At 43.8% G+C, this 16,539-nt stretch carries 13 protein-coding genes, 5 tRNA genes and 4 pseudogenes; 15 read left to right on the top strand and 7 right to left on the bottom strand.

Features of this window, described 5'->3' with window-relative positions; genetic code table 11:
- Together CLR69_RS23075 and CLR69_RS02010 are read right to left on the bottom strand one after the other, a co-directional pair.
- Nucleotides 1-204: pseudogene (locus CLR69_RS23075) on the bottom strand (Arm DNA-binding domain-containing protein); the annotation flags it as partial.
- Nucleotides 205-378: 174 nt separating this feature from the next.
- A tRNA-Asn gene (locus CLR69_RS02010) sits at nucleotides 379-454 on the bottom strand.
- A gap of 379 nt (nucleotides 455-833) precedes the next feature.
- On the opposite strand from CLR69_RS02010, the pseudogene CLR69_RS02015 reads away from it, so the two are divergent.
- Nucleotides 834-1,103, top strand: a pseudogene (locus CLR69_RS02015) (LysR family transcriptional regulator); the annotation flags it as partial.
- A gap of 384 nt (nucleotides 1,104-1,487) precedes the next feature.
- Nucleotides 1,488-1,754: an anti-adapter protein IraP gene (iraP, locus tag CLR69_RS02020; protein ID WP_129705741.1), complete on the top strand. Its 267-nt coding sequence runs from the start codon at nucleotides 1,488-1,490 to the stop codon at nucleotides 1,752-1,754.
- Between the two features lie 169 nt (nucleotides 1,755-1,923).
- Here iraP and cycA read toward each other — a convergent pair whose 3' ends face one another.
- Nucleotides 1,924-3,336, bottom strand: a complete 1,413-nt coding sequence (gene cycA, locus CLR69_RS02025) for a D-serine/D-alanine/glycine transporter (RefSeq protein WP_129711775.1) — start codon at nucleotides 3,334-3,336, stop codon at nucleotides 1,924-1,926.
- Between the two features lie 337 nt (nucleotides 3,337-3,673).
- Here cycA and CLR69_RS02030 point away from each other — a divergent pair.
- A tRNA-Lys gene (locus CLR69_RS02030) sits at nucleotides 3,674-3,749 on the top strand.
- 447 nt (nucleotides 3,750-4,196) lie between these two features.
- Nucleotides 4,197-4,484 carry a hypothetical protein gene (locus tag CLR69_RS02035; RefSeq protein WP_129705745.1) on the top strand — a complete coding sequence of 96 codons (288 nt, stop codon included), beginning with the start codon at nucleotides 4,197-4,199 and terminating at the stop codon, nucleotides 4,482-4,484.
- A 93-nt stretch (nucleotides 4,485-4,577) separates the two neighbouring features.
- Here CLR69_RS02035 and CLR69_RS02040 read toward each other — a convergent pair whose 3' ends face one another.
- On the bottom strand, nucleotides 4,578-4,802 hold the full coding sequence (locus CLR69_RS02040; RefSeq protein WP_129705747.1) for a DUF2594 family protein: 225 nt from the start codon (nucleotides 4,800-4,802) through the stop codon (nucleotides 4,578-4,580).
- 643 nt (nucleotides 4,803-5,445) lie between these two features.
- Between CLR69_RS02040 and uvrY the strand changes: the two genes are divergently transcribed.
- The 9 genes and pseudogenes from uvrY to CLR69_RS23385 form a co-directional block, all read left to right on the top strand.
- Nucleotides 5,446-6,102 (top strand): UvrY/SirA/GacA family response regulator transcription factor, encoded by a 657-nt coding sequence (uvrY, locus tag CLR69_RS02045; RefSeq protein ID WP_010279369.1) that lies wholly within the window; start codon nucleotides 5,446-5,448, stop codon nucleotides 6,100-6,102.
- Nucleotides 6,095-7,927, top strand: a complete 1,833-nt coding sequence (gene uvrC, locus CLR69_RS02050) for an excinuclease ABC subunit UvrC (protein ID WP_129711774.1) — start codon at nucleotides 6,095-6,097, stop codon at nucleotides 7,925-7,927. The genes uvrY and uvrC overlap by 8 nt, the downstream gene beginning before the upstream one ends.
- 58 nt (nucleotides 7,928-7,985) lie before the next feature.
- Nucleotides 7,986-8,534: a CDP-diacylglycerol--glycerol-3-phosphate 3-phosphatidyltransferase gene (gene pgsA / locus CLR69_RS02055; RefSeq protein WP_010279374.1), complete on the top strand. Its 549-nt coding sequence runs from the start codon at nucleotides 7,986-7,988 to the stop codon at nucleotides 8,532-8,534.
- A 139-nt stretch (nucleotides 8,535-8,673) separates the two neighbouring features.
- A tRNA-Gly gene (locus tag CLR69_RS02060) sits at nucleotides 8,674-8,749 on the top strand.
- Nucleotides 8,750-8,800: 51 nt separating this feature from the next.
- Nucleotides 8,801-8,874, top strand: a tRNA-Cys gene (locus CLR69_RS02065).
- Between the two features lie 8 nt (nucleotides 8,875-8,882).
- A tRNA-Leu gene (locus tag CLR69_RS02070) sits at nucleotides 8,883-8,969 on the top strand.
- Between the two features lie 336 nt (nucleotides 8,970-9,305).
- Nucleotides 9,306-9,563, top strand: a pseudogene (locus CLR69_RS02080) (DNA cytosine methyltransferase); the annotation flags it as partial.
- A 29-nt stretch (nucleotides 9,564-9,592) separates the two neighbouring features.
- Nucleotides 9,593-9,991 (top strand): Insecticidal toxin complex protein tccz, encoded by a 399-nt coding sequence (locus tag CLR69_RS02085; RefSeq protein ID WP_129711773.1) that lies wholly within the window; start codon nucleotides 9,593-9,595, stop codon nucleotides 9,989-9,991.
- A 589-nt stretch (nucleotides 9,992-10,580) separates the two neighbouring features.
- Nucleotides 10,581-10,727: pseudogene (locus tag CLR69_RS23385) on the top strand (integrase core domain-containing protein); the annotation flags it as partial.
- Nucleotides 10,728-11,041: 314 nt separating this feature from the next.
- Here CLR69_RS23385 and CLR69_RS02105 read toward each other — a convergent pair.
- Both CLR69_RS02105 and CLR69_RS02110 read right to left on the bottom strand, forming a co-directional pair.
- Entirely contained in the window at nucleotides 11,042-11,260 is a 219-nt protein-coding gene (locus tag CLR69_RS02105; protein WP_129711771.1) for a KTSC domain-containing protein, read from the bottom strand.
- A 276-nt stretch (nucleotides 11,261-11,536) separates the two neighbouring features.
- On the bottom strand, nucleotides 11,537-12,949 hold the full coding sequence (locus CLR69_RS02110) for a diguanylate cyclase (protein WP_129711770.1): 1,413 nt from the start codon (nucleotides 12,947-12,949) through the stop codon (nucleotides 11,537-11,539).
- Nucleotides 12,950-13,159: 210 nt separating this feature from the next.
- Here CLR69_RS02110 and dsrB point away from each other — a divergent pair, with 210 nt between their 5' ends.
- A complete protein-coding gene (gene dsrB / locus CLR69_RS02115; protein WP_129705785.1) occupies nucleotides 13,160-13,363 on the top strand; it encodes a protein DsrB in 204 nt (67 codons plus the stop codon).
- Between the two features lie 68 nt (nucleotides 13,364-13,431).
- On the opposite strand, the gene CLR69_RS02120 is transcribed toward dsrB, so the two are convergent.
- Nucleotides 13,432-15,153, bottom strand: a complete 1,722-nt coding sequence (locus CLR69_RS02120) for a methyl-accepting chemotaxis protein (protein WP_129705787.1) — start codon at nucleotides 15,151-15,153, stop codon at nucleotides 13,432-13,434.
- 280 nt (nucleotides 15,154-15,433) lie between these two features.
- Here CLR69_RS02120 and CLR69_RS02125 point away from each other — a divergent pair, with 280 nt between their 5' ends.
- Nucleotides 15,434-16,402 carry a DMT family transporter gene (locus CLR69_RS02125; RefSeq protein WP_197730527.1) on the top strand — a complete coding sequence of 323 codons (969 nt, stop codon included), beginning with the start codon at nucleotides 15,434-15,436 and terminating at the stop codon, nucleotides 16,400-16,402.
- The last annotated feature ends 137 nt before the right edge of the window (nucleotides 16,403-16,539 follow it).

Here is a 16,539-nt window from a genome sequence, read left to right on the forward strand (position 1 = left end):
TCGCGTCTGATAGGCGTTGGCCAGAGAGACATCAGGATAGGTACCTAGGCCGAGGCGGGATTCTTTTCTATTGATACGATATTTGAGATACCAGAGACGTAAACAGACTGGATTAACTAAAAGGTACGAACCGTAAGAATCGGAAACCTTGAAGGGCTTTGCGGATGGTTTTACATTGCGGATTTTTGAGTCGTTAAGAGACATTTGGGGGTCACTCCGTCATCGAACCAACTTGACCCCAAATCTGACCACCAAATTCTCCCGATGCGAGGGAGAAATCGAATATGTATTAGGAACGATGTTAAGGTAGAACGTATTGAATATATGAGATAAAAGCAAAAATCCCGCTTAAGTTTCCTTAAGCGGGATTTTCTAATTTGGCTCCTCTGACTGGACTCGAACCAGTGACATACGGATTAACAGTCCGCCGTTCTACCGACTGAACTACAGAGGAATCGGTTAAGTGCGATGGATAATAGCGGGAGCGTTTCGGGTTGTCAAAGACTGTTATCGCTCGATGTGTTTGATTGCCGAACTAATAACCAACATATTGAAATTATTGCTCAAGTTGAGCACCGAAAAGCAATGAAATGCGTTGAGTAGTGGGCAGGCCTGCACCCTAAAATAGCAGGTATTGCTTTAAGATGGTGCATGCTGGTATTGGCTTGATGAGTGGTTTCTCATACAAAATCGGGGGTGTTGATTAGCAGAATCATTGCTTTTCCTTATTTTACCTGTGGCTTATCAATGAGGTATCACTTTTTCTTAGGTATTGAAATATAATGTGGCGCGCTTTTTGCTACCTCTTTAGGGTAACTACTCAGGAGGCAGACATGAATCTTAGACGGCTCAAGTACTTTGTGAAAATCGTTGATATCGGTAGCCTGACACAGGCTGCTGAGTTGTTGCATATTGCACAACCGGCGCTGAGCCAGCAGGTCGCGACGCTGGAGAGTGAACTAGAAAAACAGCTGTTGGTACGGAGTCGGCGTGGTGTTACGCCCACCGAGGCGGGGAAAATTCTTTATTCTCATGCACAGACAATATTGTCGCAGTGCGAACAGGCAAAGGATGCGGTAAGTGGTGCGCGGCAGTCAATGAGTGCGTAAGCGTTAGTCATAGGGCCAGCCATTTCCCGATGGCTGGCTACTAATCAAATTTTCTTCTCAGATGTTCTGTCTGGTTTATATGCTTTTTTGTGGGATACATCACAAAAAAAGCATTATCTAGCTTCTTTCAAATGGTGATGTTTTTCTTAAAAATAAAATGCTTTTTTAGTTTTTTTATTTATTTGGTTTATTTATCCGCAGCTTCATTTTATTGCCGCAATGTGAATATGATTTCCTTAAAATGCTAATAGACACTAGCGGTCAGGCCATTCACAGTGTTACATTAATCTTCGTTATGTTTTCTTTAATCCTGTGCACCAAAGAACAGGTGTTGCCTTATGGGTGTATGACGGTTATTTTTTTGATTAAGGAGTTCAAATGAATAATATCCTCTCTCATCTTTTAATAAAGCTGGCAGAAAAAGAAGTTGGAGAAAAAGCGCTTAACGCAAAGATCGAATCGTTAGAGATGCTGATTTCTGCCATCGTTTCAACACTTGATGATACTAAAATCAATGAGTTAAATAAAAAAATAGAAGGTGTGGTTGCTGATGCCTCACAGCGGAAAGATGAACATTATTGCTTAGCTTTCGAATTATTGGCAAAAAACATCAATCGAATCACAACCGTTTCATTGCGGGAATAACTTTCTTATATATCAATGGTGATGACATTAATTGATCGCATATTAATTCCTACACATCAATTGAGAATTATTTATATCCAATAATAGAGAATACTTGTGCTATGCGTGACTTTGCTGAAAAAAATTGAAGGCGCCGACGTTGTCCGCGCCTTTCTTGCATTTATACGATTTATTTCACATCAACAGCCTGCTTTTTCCGACGAATAAACTGATAAGCAATAGTCAGAACAATAAACCATAGCGGCGTAACAATAAGCGCCTGGCGAGTATCTGGCTGTAGCGTTAACAGTACAATAACAAATGCGAAAAAGGCCAGACATACCCAGCACATAAAAATACCTAATGGCATTTTATATGATGACTCTGCATGTAGTTGAGGGCGTTTTTTACGGTATGTCAGGTAAGAGCATAGGATGATGCTCCAGATGAACATGAATAAAATCGCAGAGACGGTAGTCACTAGCGTAAAGACGGTCATTACGTTCGGAATCAGGTAGATCAACACCACGCCTGAGAGCAAACAAATACAGGAAAACATCAGTCCAGTCGAAGGAACGGCGCGTTTAGAAAGCATGCCGAAGCTTTTCGGGGCATCACCTTGTTTAGCAAGGCCAAAGAGCATGCGGCTAGTTGAGAATACGCCGCTATTGGCTGAGGATGCCGCCGACGTCAACACGACGAAGTTGATCATACTGGCAGCCGCAGGTAAGCCCACAAGAACGAACATTTCTACGAAAGGACTGCGATCTGCAGTAATTGCACTCCACGGTGTCACGGACATAATCATGATCAATGCAAAAACATAAAACATGATGATGCGAATCGGAATAGCGTTAATAGCACGGGGTAGCACGACCTTCGGATTTTTAGTTTCAGCGGCGGTAGTACCAACCAGCTCGATACCAACAAATGCAAATACGGCTATCTGGAATCCGGCAAAGAAACCACTTATCCCTTTAGGGAACATGCCGCCATCATTCCATAGGTTGGTGAAAGAGGCGACGTTTCCTGATGGGGAAGAGAACTGCATCATGACCAGTGCGACACCGACCACGATTAACGCAACGATAGCGACAATTTTTATCATTGCGAACCAGAATTCCATCTCGCCAAACAGTTTTACGGTTGCCAGATTTAGCGTCAGTAATAGTAGAACGCAAAGTAGGGAGGAGACCCACTGCGATAAATCGGGGAACCAGAACTGAGAGTAGGCGCTAATAGCTACGACATCTGCAATTCCAGTTACGACCCAGCAGAACCAGTAAGTCCAGCCAGTAAAGAACCCAGCCCATGGCCCGAGTAGGTCAGCGGCGAAATCGCTGAATGACTTATAGTTGAGATTGGAGAGTAATAATTCTCCCATTGCGCGCATGACAAAAAACAGCATAAAACCAATGATCATATAAACGAAGATGATCGAAGGGCCAGCCATACTGATTGTTTTGCCCGAGCCCATGAATAGCCCAGTGCCGATCGCTCCGCCTATGGCGATGAGTTGAATATGACGGTTAGTCAGATTCCGTTGCAGTCCCTCTCCCTCTTCAGGGGCAAGGTCTGCGGCTTCTTTTGATTTTTCGACCATGTAAGTACACTTTCCTGTTTCTGTCTGTGATGTTTTTTTGAGCTCTTTGGCGGCTCTCATTTGCGAAAAGAGAAACGAATAAGATAGCGCAACGGCAGCACTTATTACAGCGAATGCCTGAGATTGCCTGGCATAAAGCGGGCAGATAATGATGTAAGGTGATGCCGTATGTTTTTTCGCCCTAAAATGAAGAGGATATAAAAGGATGAAAGGCATAGATATATTGACCGAGCAGGTTAACAAAATTGCCAGCCGCTAACAATGCTATTAGTCCGTATAAAAAATTAATATGAAATATTTGACAGGTGCGCTCGGGAGGAGAATAATCCTCCCCGTTGGGTCGTTAGCTCAGTTGGTAGAGCAGTTGACTCTTAATCAATTGGTCGCAGGTTCGAACCCTGCACGACCCACCAACAATTTCAATGATTTACATATTTATTTTCAATTTGTAATTATTCTATTTCATTATGTCCATTCTACAGGTTAATCGCTTTTTTGCTGATTATAAAATCCTCGTTATTTATTCTATCTAATATTTTTCACGATTATTCCTGGTTAGTTCATACGGCGAGCTATGCCTATTTTTATTCATATTTCGCTTTAGCATTGAACGAAAATATAACGTGGTTGATGGTATACCTGAAAGGTATTGTACCGTTTACTTAAGATGTGTCCTATGCTCTCCGAAGAGTGGTGAGAAAGTGCTATGCTTAACAGATGGGATAGTCAACAGATCGCAGATAATGTTGCGAGCTGCATACACAGGATTGTGTTTACATCCACTGGGGGGCGGCGTTTAGAGGTAGCTGAAGTTTCCTGGTTAGCCATAAGCAAGTTTCTGCTTGATTTCGGAGGTTCATATGGGATTCGAAAAATTACTGGCTGTCATAGAAAAAAGTCACCAGGACCCAAAATCGGTTATCTCGTTGTCTGAACTAAGCCAGGCAATCCATGAGATAATTTGTACGGAAAGTTCGAAAGAGTACAAAATAAATGAATGCTTTACTGAGTTGAGAGACTTGGTTGATGAAAGAAAAGCGCTTTCCAGAAAACAGTTCCTGGATAAAGTATTGGTGACGGAATTAACGCAATATAAAAAGAAAGAAGAGGCGCTACTTCTTAAACTCATCAGCATCGAAAACAAATAGACGAGAGTCTCTATTTTTAAATAAAAAATGATAATGCTAAATATCACTACACCGCCAGATCAAATTACTGAGATGGCGGTGTAGCAACTAGTGCTATTGGCGGTAGCTGGTTTTGATTTGTTTAATCGTGTTATCAAAAACGGCCGCTTGCTCTGCATTGTCCAATTGAGCAATATATCTTTCCATATTGATGATGACTTTACCGGCATCCGCCTGGCCGATAGCTTTTAATAACAGCGTAACCATAGCTTTCAGGCAGGTAACCTCATGGGCCAGAGTTTCAGCGGATGCGGCAGTAGAAAAATCTGCGTTGCTCATGTTTTCTCCTCAACAAGAAAAAGATGTTTTCCTTCGCCTGCTGCGGGCGTTACCGCTGACACGACAGGCAGAACCAGATGAGGGGAGTATACCATAAAGCATATAATGGATTGATATTATTCGTTGATAACGCCATTTTAGTGCCTGTTTTTTATGCATTTAACTTATTAAAATAGCGTCTATATTTTGGACGTTTTGGGGTGGCAAAGGCTATAGATGTGTTTCGTTTAATACATATGATGTTCACTATGGATGTTTTTCCCTGAATATATTATTTATATAATATATTCGTAGGCTGTGATAAATTTTCCAGCAACACCCTGCTTACAATAGTGACTTTTTATTGACATTTAAGATATAAAGCCAATTGCATGCCATTTGATTCGCATTGTTTTTCATACATTTTGTGCCACGGAACTGTTTATACTGCTCGGTATATTTGAAATGTTAAGAGTGTGATCAACATACACCCTCAGTTGAATGATATATTGTTATGATTGGGAAATGCGCTTTATTCTTTCTCGGCATATTTTAAAATACATATTCATATAAATCTGTGTTCATTATTTTTTGAAACCAACGTAGTATCACCTGCACGCAACTTTTCATGTAAGTGTTACTCCCTTTTTTGGAGAATTATTCTTTGATTAGCGTTTTTCTTGTTGATGACCATGAACTGGTGCGGGCAGGGATACGACGCATTCTTGACGATATCAAAGGTCTGAAAGTGGTTGGTGAGGCATGCTGTGGTGAAGATGCCGTTAAATGGTGTCGAAGCAATGATGTTGATGTTGTGCTTATGGACATGAGCATGCCTGGCATTGGTGGGCTTGAAGCAACGCGTAAAATCTTGCGTTTTACTCCAGATATAAAAGTCATCATGCTTACCATTTATACGGAGAATCCATTACCTGCTAAAGTGATGCAGGCGGGTGCCGCAGGATATGTTAGTAAAGCAGCTGCCCCTCAGGAAGTGATCTCCGCAATTCGAGCGGTGCATGCAGGAAAACGGTACATCGCTTCGGATATTGCTCAACAGATGGCATTAAGCCAGTTGGAACCGCAGACGGATGCGCCGCTTGAGTGTTTGTCTGAACGCGAATTACAGATTATGCTAATGATAACGAAAGGGCAGAAAGTGACTGAAATCTCAGATCAGCTCAATCTTAGCCCTAAAACAGTGAACAGCTATCGTTATCGCATGTTTAGCAAGCTGAATATCAATGGTGACGTAGAATTGACACATTTGGCTATCAAGCATGGGCTTTTTACCGCGGAGACATTGTTAAGTAGTGAGTGAGAGTTTCGATGCTTCGGCATTTTTAAAAACGGTAACGAGCCAGCCTGGCGTCTACCGCATGTACGATGCCGGTAATACGGTTATCTATGTTGGTAAGGCAAAAGACTTAAAAAAGCGACTCGCCAGCTATTTCCGCAGTAATGTTGCCAGCCGTAAAACCGAGGCGTTAGTCAAAAGCATCAAGCATATTGATGTCACGATCACGCATACAGAAACCGAAGCCTTACTGCTAGAACACAACTATATTAAGCTTTATCAGCCGCGTTATAACGTCTTGTTACGCGATGATAAATCCTATCCCATGATCTTCCTGAGTGGTGATGCTCATCCTCGCCTGACCGTTCATCGTGGCGCTAAGCATGCGAAGGGCGAATACTTCGGCCCGTTCCCTAACGGAAATGCCGTGCGCGAAACGCTAATATTGTTGCAAAAACTGTTTCCAGTACGTCAGTGTGAAAATAGTGTTTACCGCAACCGCTCTCGCCCCTGCCTTCAATATCAAATTGGCCGCTGCCTTGGGCCTTGTGTTAGCGGTTTGGTTAGCGAAGAAGATTATCAGCAGCAGGTTGACTATGTTCGCCTGTTCTTGTCTGGCAAGGATCAGCAAGTACTGAATCAACTTATCTTACGGATGGAGTCGGCAAGTCGTGACCTGCATTTTGAAGATGCAGCACGAATACGCGATCAGATCCAAGCGGTTCGACGTGTAACGGAAAAACAATTTGTTTCCGGTGATGGCGAAGATTTGGATGTTATCAGTGTCGCTTTTGATGCTGGCATGGCCTGCGTATATGTCCTTTTCATCCGACAGGGAAAAGTGCTTGGCAGCCGGAGCTATTTCCCCAAAGTGCCTGGTGGTACGGAATTGGGAGAAGTGGTACAAACTTTTGTTGGGCAATTCTATTTACAAGGAAGTTTAGGTCGAACACTTCCCACAGAAATTCTGCTCGATTTCACTTTGCCAGACAAAGAGTTGCTGACAGAGTCTCTAACGACCGTCGCAGGAAGAAAAGTACAAATTCAGACGAAGCCCCGCGGCGATCGTGCTCGTTATTTAAAACTGGCGCGGACGAATGCTGCTACGGCGCTGGTCACAAAATTGTCCCAGCAATCTACCATTCATCAGCGTTTGGCTGCATTAGCCAACGTTTTGCAGTTGCCCGAAATCCACCGAATGGAGTGTTTTGACATCAGTCATACTATGGGTGAGCAGACTGTGGCATCCTGCGTGGTATTTGATGCAAACGGTCCGCTACGTTCTGAATATCGCCGCTATAATATCAGTGGTATCACGCCAGGTGATGATTATGCTGCCATGGCGCAAGTCCTCCGGCGCCGATATGGTAAAGCGTTAGATGATAGCAAAATACCTGACGTCATTGTGATCGATGGTGGGAAAGGGCAACTCGGCCAAGCTCAGGCTGTGTTTGACTCGTTGCAGGTATCGTGGGATAAAAACAAGCCTCTGCTACTTGGTGTTGCGAAAGGCAGCGATCGTAAAGCCGGGCTAGAAACACTGTTTTTTGAGGCGACAGGTGAGGGCGTAGCATTGCCCGCTGATTCTCCTGCATTGCATGTTATCCAGCATATTCGTGATGATTCGCATGACCACGCGATTGGTGGGCATCGTAAGAAGAGAGCAAAAGTAAAAAACACCAGTACGCTGGAGCTCATTGAAGGTGTCGGCCCTAAACGCCGCCAAACCCTGCTGAAATACATGGGAGGGCTACAGCCTTTGATGAATGCCAGCATTGAGGAGATTGCAAATGTTCCAGGAATTTCGCACGTATTGGCAGAAAAAATCTTCCATGCATTGAAACACTAGGGACAATGTAGCAACATACTCCTAGTATCCACTCCAGCCAGATAGTTACCTAAGCGCTATGCAATTTAATATACCGACGTTGCTTACCCTGTTTCGTGTTGCTCTTATTCCGTTTTTCGTGCTGGCGTTTTATCTTCCATTCGTCTGGGCACCGCTGCTCTGCGCGTTGATTTTCGTGTTTGCTGCCGTGACGGATTGGTTTGATGGTTTCCTCGCTCGCCGCTGGAAACAAACCACGCGTTTTGGTGCATTCCTCGATCCTGTTGCGGATAAAGTAATGGTGGCTGTCGCGCTGGTGTTGGTTGCGGAATATTACCATTCCTGGTGGATTACTCTGCCTGCTGCAACGATGATCGCGCGGGAAATCATTATTTCAGCATTGCGCGAGTGGATGGCTGAAATTGGCAAGAGAAGTAGCGTTGCCGTGTCGTGGATAGGGAAAGTTAAAACCACGGCTCAGATGATGGCGCTTTTTGCTTTGTTATGGCGTCCAGAACGTATTGTTGAAGGTGTTGGCGTTGTGGCGTTGTACATAGCAGCAGTACTGACCTTTTGGTCCATGTTTCAATATTTGAACGCTGCGCGCCACGATTTGCTTGAACCTTGATCGAAGCGCCGTAAAAACCAGCAAACGAATGCGGTTGCTTGATAATTCTGTTGACTCATCGCGTCAGGTCAGTAGAATGCACCGCATCAACAGCAACGCTGGTTTGTAAGAAGTTAGATAAATCAGTGAGTTCTGTGTTGCGGGAATAGCTCAGTTGGTAGAGCACGACCTTGCCAAGGTCGGGGTCGCGAGTTCGAGTCTCGTTTCCCGCTCCAATTTAAAGCATCGGCATTTGCGGATGTTGGTTACTAAGACCTGAATATTTTGGCGCGTTAACAAAGCGGTTATGTAGCGGATTGCAAATCCGTCTAGTCCGGTTCGACTCCGGAACGCGCCTCCAATATTTAAGCCCGGGTGGTGAAATCGGTAGACACAAGGGATTTAAAATCCCTCGGCGTTCGCGCTGTGCGGGTTCAAGTCCCGCCCCGGGCACCATTGATTTAAAACGAATTAAAATAAGCACATTGCGTGCAATGTCGTAGACCGCCGAGAGGCGGTTTTTTTGTGCCTGAAATTCCCTTTCCTAATATTCTTCCTAATATGGTTTTTGCGTGTTTGGTAAATAAGCAATTATCTTGAATTTTTATTCCGACCGCCAACAACCGGAACAATTGGTATTTTACGGTCATATCGCGCAGTTTGGCTGATCGTTATATGACCCGATATCGCCTGTTTCTCTGCCAGCGTCCCATCTAGATCAGAAACCCCTTTAGCCTTAAGATCGTGAAAGGTGAAATCAAAACTCGAGTGTGGAAATACTGCGGCCGCATCAGATTCGGGTTGGTGACGGTTGAGGGCATTGATTATCAGATCGTTGATGTTGGAATGCGCATGTTACAACCACATGAACTGTATGCAGCTCAGGGATTCCCAGAATGGTACATCATCGATCAGGATTTTCGTGGCGTGATATACGCCAAAGACAAACAGGTGGTACGCTCTGGCAACGCCGTTCCGCCTCCGTTTGCTGAAGCCTTGGGGAGTTCGAATCTGCCAGAGTTGTGTGCAGCACATGAGAAAACTGCTTGATATACTTCCCCTCCAACACGGGGAGGATAATGAAAACCAAGTTCGGATTGTTTTCAAGCCTTGCATTACTTTACTCGTCAGCAGCCAGTGCTTCTGGTGGTGATTTTATTTTCCGAGTGGATGATGAAAGTTACCGCTTTCCCTCTGATTGTGTGGAGTCTTTAGAATTTCATGATAATGAAGAAGCGTATCCAGAGCGTATAAACATGAGACTAACTGATGAGTGTGGAAGCAGAGTTCATGACCTAACTACCAAAAATTTTGGTAAACAGTTGACGATTTATTACAAACAGAACCAGTTAATGAGCGCTACTATCGCATCCAGATTAAAGTCCAACATAATGCTACAAATCGACAAAACCCCTAGAGTGGTATTGATGCAAGTCTTGGTCGATTATGGAGTAAATACTAGGTCGGCTGGGCGCTGATCTAAAACGGTGGGTAATCGGGCATACAAGATCCGAATAAATACTAAAAGAATACACCAAGCCCGATTCGGTGGGACTTTTGGTTGCAAATTGAAACATTTCATATAATATACACAACTGTATTAATATACAGTTGGTTAAGGTGATGGATTGGCAATAAAACTACCAGGTTCAGGTTACGCCGTTGTGCGATGCCGTGACCATGTCGTTATCGCGACGTTTAAGGATTTTCCAGAATTTGACCGGGCACTAACGTATCGGCAGGGTGATACGATTTCATTTATGCCTCTGAAACTAGAAGAGATAATCGGAACACCGACGCTCTTCACACAAATGTTAGAACGTGCCGGTTATCGAGTAAGCCAAGTTTACAATAACAATATATAAGTGCTGCTGATGGCCTGAACAACTATCAACAGCTGCGCCAACGGAGATAAACCAATGGCGCAAAAAAACGTATCAAATCCCCAGTCACTGACGTTTAATGGCGCAAGCGATTTTCTGTATTCAGCGGTCACCCTGCAAAGTGCACTATGAGGCAGCAATTCCATCTGGCAAATGATGCCGTCAAGCAAAACGCTATTAATTTTATCTGCTCAGAATGTTGTCTGAAGTACGCGTGCTCACCGAAGACTGGTGCACAGAATATAACGAGGTACGTCTACATAGCTCACTGGGTATCGCCCATAGCCCACCCGCGTTATCTATGCGGGCAAAAAATGACTGTCTGCCGTAGGTAGTCTTGAACTGTGTGTCTTATGCGGAAATTGGAGAACGCAGGTTGCACATAGGAATGAAGTGAAGGGTATGGGGATCAAAGCTGATGGCTGCGCGACAACTGCTATCTGTGCTCATTGTTGTACAAAGGTCGATAACGGCAAGGATCTGACTCACGAGTAATATCTCCAGCCTATGGATCGCGCCAGTATTGTCCTTACGGCCTTCAGATTGCCCTGCTTGGGCTTGTGGTGCCCACATGACAACCTACAGCATCACTTCGGCCGTTAAGAGACGGCGATAAATAGCAAAACGGCTGTTACTGAATTTTACCTATTTGTTTTTCCGGCATAAGTATTTATCTTTTATCACGCCATCAAAGAAACGACCTTTAGAGACGACAGCGTCAGAAATAAACTTTTTATAAATAGATTCTGGTACGCCAACATATTGATAGATATCTTTGTTATGAAACGCTATCTCAAGGGTGTGCGCCTTTGGGTCATACCCAATCGAATCGATTCTTGACGATGAAACCTGCTGTCGCTGCAATGCTTGTTCCTCCCCAGTGTAAAATAAGATCAAGTTATGAAAAATTTACTGCATGAAGCATTGTCGACGATCATGCCTATTTATTGAATATGTATCAAATTTCTGGCGGGTTGGTTAGTAAAATCGTTGGTTTATAGTTTTCATGCTGTCAATTTGTTCAATGGAGGGGAAATCATCTGTTTAGTTAGGGATATGGTGCAAACCTGCGATGATGAATAGAGCGCTATTCTTTTTCTAATATGGACTGAAGTGCAGGTTTGCAATAAGCCAGAATGGCTATTCCGATGCGTATTCGATCCTGTTTCTGCCATTGGCCTTGGCCTGATAGAGTGCATCGTCTGCTGCCTTTATCAGGCATTCATAATCGGGATGCCCACTATACACGGCAATGCCCGCGCTGATGGTCATCCTAACGCTTTCACCGTTTTGAAGATGAATAGAGAGAGCCTGGATTTTCTTTCTCAGTCGTTCGATGATGGTGTGAGCGGCAACTTTGGGCGTCTCTATGAGCACGATCATGAATTCTTCCCCGCCATAACGGAATACATAGTCGCTGTTTCGTGTGCTTTCATACAGAACTTCTGCAATCCTTTTCAGGATTTTATCGCCAGCAGTATGGCCATAGGTGTCATTGACGGATTTAAAATGGTCAATATCAATCATGGCGATGCTGAGTGGCGTATTTGAATGCATTGCCAGTGATATTTCATGGCGAAGAATCGTTGGCAGGAAACGGCGATTTAGCAGGAGGGTTAACGTATCTTTGCCACTCTCCAGTTTTTGGACTTCGTCAAATAGCGATCCCAACAGCATGTTTATTTTATAGATTTTACTTCTGACCGCTTTAAGTAGAGGTGCGTAATCCTGCTGTGTCAGTAGAGCGGTATTACTATAACTGCGAATATACTCATCGGTTTCAGTCATAATTGTCGCGATAGTACGGATACCCTGGATGTTGCTGAAACTGGATTTCCCTTTATGGTTAAACCATAGGCCAAAATCCGAATCACTCAAATCCTGAATGCTGGAAAGCGGAGTACCGGTAGCAACACTAAAAATAAAGGCGTTCTCCCAATTTAGCAGTGATGCATTCTGCCGTTCTCTCTCCATACTGGCATTTTCCAAAATAGAAAATAGCCGATAGGATTCTTCATTCTTAGCTGCAAGATCGTGTGATTGCGAATATGTTTTACTCATTATTTCTATGGCGATATCCATAGAGATAGAAGCGAAACGCATGGCATCAAAGCATAGCGCTTTATCATCTGCCACCTGTGCGATGTCTTCATAAAGGTGCCATTTCAGACGCCGTGCGCCGCGTTCAACCAGATCGACGGGAATACCAATACGTGCATGAATCTGGCCAACTTTCTTTTGATGGTTAATCAAGTCTGCCAGATGTTCCCCTGTATTCGTTAAAATGGCTTTTATCCATTTGCTCATTGAACCGTGGAGTCGATCATGGACTTGCTGGCTGGAGAGAAAAAGTGATGCTTCTTGATCCTTGAGCATGTAGGTGTAGAACTCGTCAGCAAAGTCGGATGCTTTCTGATCGGCGAGGGTGCGCAGTAGATTAAAAGATTGTTGTGAGGTTGTGGCTATCAATTGCCTCCATTCTGATGTTATGACTTTATTGTAGCCGGACTCACCGTTATCTCTCTGTTCATTAACGTTCAGTAGTTCGTTCAACTTTTAATCTCTTTTGCGAATATGTCGGATGTACTAGGATAGAAACGATCAATTTTTTGCCTGAGTAATCGATATTTAATGACAGAGAGGGTCAACATGTCGTTGTTAAAAATAAATAAAATTAATCATTTCATGCAGGTACTATTATTACCGTAGTTGTAAATGATAATGCTGTTTTTTTGATGTTAGAAGCTATTTTGAGATAAATTTATGAAAGTTAATGATCTGGTTACTGTTAAAACCGATGGGAAGATGCGACGGGAAGGTACAATTCTGGCTGTGGAAACGTTTCAGGAAGGGATCATGTATTTAGTGGCATTAAAGGATTATCCAGCTGGCGTCTGGTTTTTTAATGAAGTAGACAGTAAAGATGGTACGTTTGTTGAGCCAAAAACGTTGCCGGAAAAAGAGTAAAGGGGCACATATCAATGTGCGAGCATTGTCTGATTGAACAATGCTCGCCGTGAATTTTGGTTCCAGTATTAGAACGTTTCCCAGTTACTGTTTTCTGTATTGGCTTGGCGAGGAAGCGCGAGTGATGAACGGCCCTTGGTCGCTAGTGCGTTCGGCTGGGTAGGGGCTGAATGACCACTTGATAAATGGCTGGATAACTTAAATGTTGCAACTGCTCGGGTAAGCAATGCGGCTTGTTCTTCTAGCGATGCAGCAGCGGCACTGGCTTCCTGAACGAGTGAAGCATTCTGCTGTGTCACACTATCCATTTCAGATATGGCCTGTCCGACCTGAGTAATTCCCCGGCTTTGTTCGTCAGAAGCCGAGGCAATTTCACCCATGATGTCGGTGACGTTAGTAACGGCATCGACAATCTCTTTCATCGTTTGACCGGCGTTATCAACAAGAACAGAACCACTGTTGACCAGGTTGACCGACTCGGAAATCAGCGTTTCTATCTCTTTTGCGGCTTGTGCACTACGCTGTGCGAGGCTGCGCACCTCACTGGCTACAACAGCAAAACCACGACCTTGTTCTCCTGCTCTGGCTGCTTCAACCGCAGCATTAAGTGCGAGAATATTAGTTTGGAAAGCTATGCTGTTAATGACACTGGTAATCTCAGATATTTTCTTTGAGCTACCCGAAATGCTGTTCATCGTATTGACAACGTTTGCAACAATTTCGCCGCCCTGTTTGGCTTTTCCAGAGGCATTCGCCGCGAGTTGACTTGCGTGGTGCGCATTCTCTGAGTTTTGCTTCACGGTTGCGGTTAATTGTTCCATGCTTGCCGCAGTTTGTTCAAGCGCTGCGGCTTGTTGTTCGGTGCGCGAGGAGAGGTCGGTGTTACCGGATGAGATCTCCGTTGAACCTTGATAAATAGAATCCGCGCTTTCCCGAACGGTTGTGACGGTAGTAACTAGGGAAGACTGCATTTGTTGAACATTGCTGGCGAGGGTGCCAATTTCATTTCTGCCATAACGATCCGACATTTGAGTCAGATCACCCTGCGCAATGCGCTGAATTCTCATGACCAATTGATTCATTGGCTTGATGAGAACCCCTCTCAGAAGGAAGAATGTCAGAAGCGTTAAGATGGTGGCCAGAGCGAAACTGCCCCCCATCAACGAATAGCCGAGTAGCGCGTTTTTATGCGCCGTTTCGTTTAATTCTTTTGCTCTCTGTGTGCGGTAAGAGACGGCTTCTAGTAAAAATTTATTATAGGCCAAATCTAAAACCCGAGTTTCTTCAGATTCGAGAGTGATGACTTCTTCAAACAGCCCTTGTTTCGCTGCAGTAAGCATCAGCATAAGACCTTGATTGACATAAGCATCATAGGATTTGCGTAAATCGGCGTCTAACGCCATATCCTGAGGTGTTTTAACCGCACGCTCCTCATAGACAAGGAAGGCTTTTTTAGACTGTTCCATACGCTGTTCAGCTTGCTTCAGGTTGTCATTGAAGACCTGGGAGTCGCCAATACGCGCAGCCGCTGCCGCCTGGATTAGCAATAAACGCGCGGTGCGAAGGTGGTTGGAACTGTTTGAAATCCCCATTCGGGTATCAATTTCTTGCGTGACGTCATCTAATGACTGATTGCTGCTTTGTAAAAAGTAGCTGGATGTGCCGATAGATGCTGCAAATAACAGCATGATACCACCCAGAATAATGACGAATAAGGGAACTAGCCGTAAATTGCTCAGCATGCCAGCCTCGACGTGCTGCTCAGACCTTGAAGTTATTTTCATATCCATTCGCTCATTCTCAGGAAATTATGATTTACCATGCCACTAGCGGCGGCATTGGCGTTTAGGCTTTAGTATCTACATTAATGACAATTCATTAGCTAAACAACCAATGTAAAAGATAATCGGCATATATTGAGAAACCTTAATCAAATTCGATGAGATCCCGATCACGTTTTTAACTCTTTAAAAAGAAAAGAAAATTACGTGATGCGAAATCATACAGATTGATAATGAAAAATAAAGGGTTCGGCTCCCTTACTTTATTTGTCTGGCATTCAACGTTATTATGGGAAATCAATCTTTGGAGGGACCTTTCTTGGAAAAGCGCACGCATTTTTTTTCTGATAAAAAAGTAGTTTTTTTTATCGCTACATTATGTTGTTTGCTGTGGGGTAGTGCTTATCCGGCAATTAAAAATGGCTATGAGCTTTTTCACATTGCGGATAATGATATTCCTGGAAAACTGGTCTTCGCGGGTTATCGATTCGCGTTTGCCGGGTTCCTGCTGTTGGTGCTTGCCGTGTTAAGCGGGCGGTCTATAGGGCGTTTCCAGCGTGGGCAATTAGCTCAGCTAACAATACTGGGAACATTTCAGACATCATTACAGTATGTTTTTTTCTATATTGGTCTGGCTTATACCACGGGTGTTAAAGGTTCGATCATGAATGCCACCAGTACTTTTTTTAGCGTGCTGCTTGCTCATTATTTGTACCAAAACGATAAATTAAATATCAATAAGATAATTGGCTGTATATTAGGTTTTGCTGGTGTGATGGCCGTTAATATCAACAGTAATGGAATGAATATTGGTTTTACACTATTAGGTGATGGGTTCGTCGTTATTGCAGCATTTATTTTGTCTGCATCGACTATATATGGTAAGCGGATATCACAAACGATGGATCCAACTGTCATGACCGGTTATCAACTCGGTATTGGGGGGATCATTTTAACGATATCAGGATATTGTACAGGCGGATCACTTATCATACCTGATTGGAAGGCTGTGCTAATGCTAGGCTACCTTGTTTTGCTCTCTTCAGTCGCTTTTTCATTATGGAGCCAATTGCTGAAATATAATCGAGTCGGTATGGTTGCACCATTTAATTTTCTCATTCCGGTGTCTGGGACACTACTGTCAGCGCTTTTTCTTAATGAGAGCATCTTAGAGTGGAAATATTTCTTTGCACTCGTTCTGGTATGTTCAGGCATTTGGCTGGTTAACCGTGTCGTGAAGACACGATCTAATCAATGACGCTATATACAATTAACATATCATCCCGCAGACCTATCCTGTAGCAGGACGTTTGAGATCGTTGAAGTCATACGGTTGTTTCGTATGGCTTCATTCGGTCAGCTACTGCAATCCATTCCCATCGTTAACAAAACCAT

The sequence above is a fragment of the Pectobacterium zantedeschiae genome (genome assembly GCF_004137795.1).
In the GTDB taxonomy this organism is placed as follows: domain Bacteria; phylum Pseudomonadota; class Gammaproteobacteria; order Enterobacterales; family Enterobacteriaceae; genus Pectobacterium; species Pectobacterium zantedeschiae.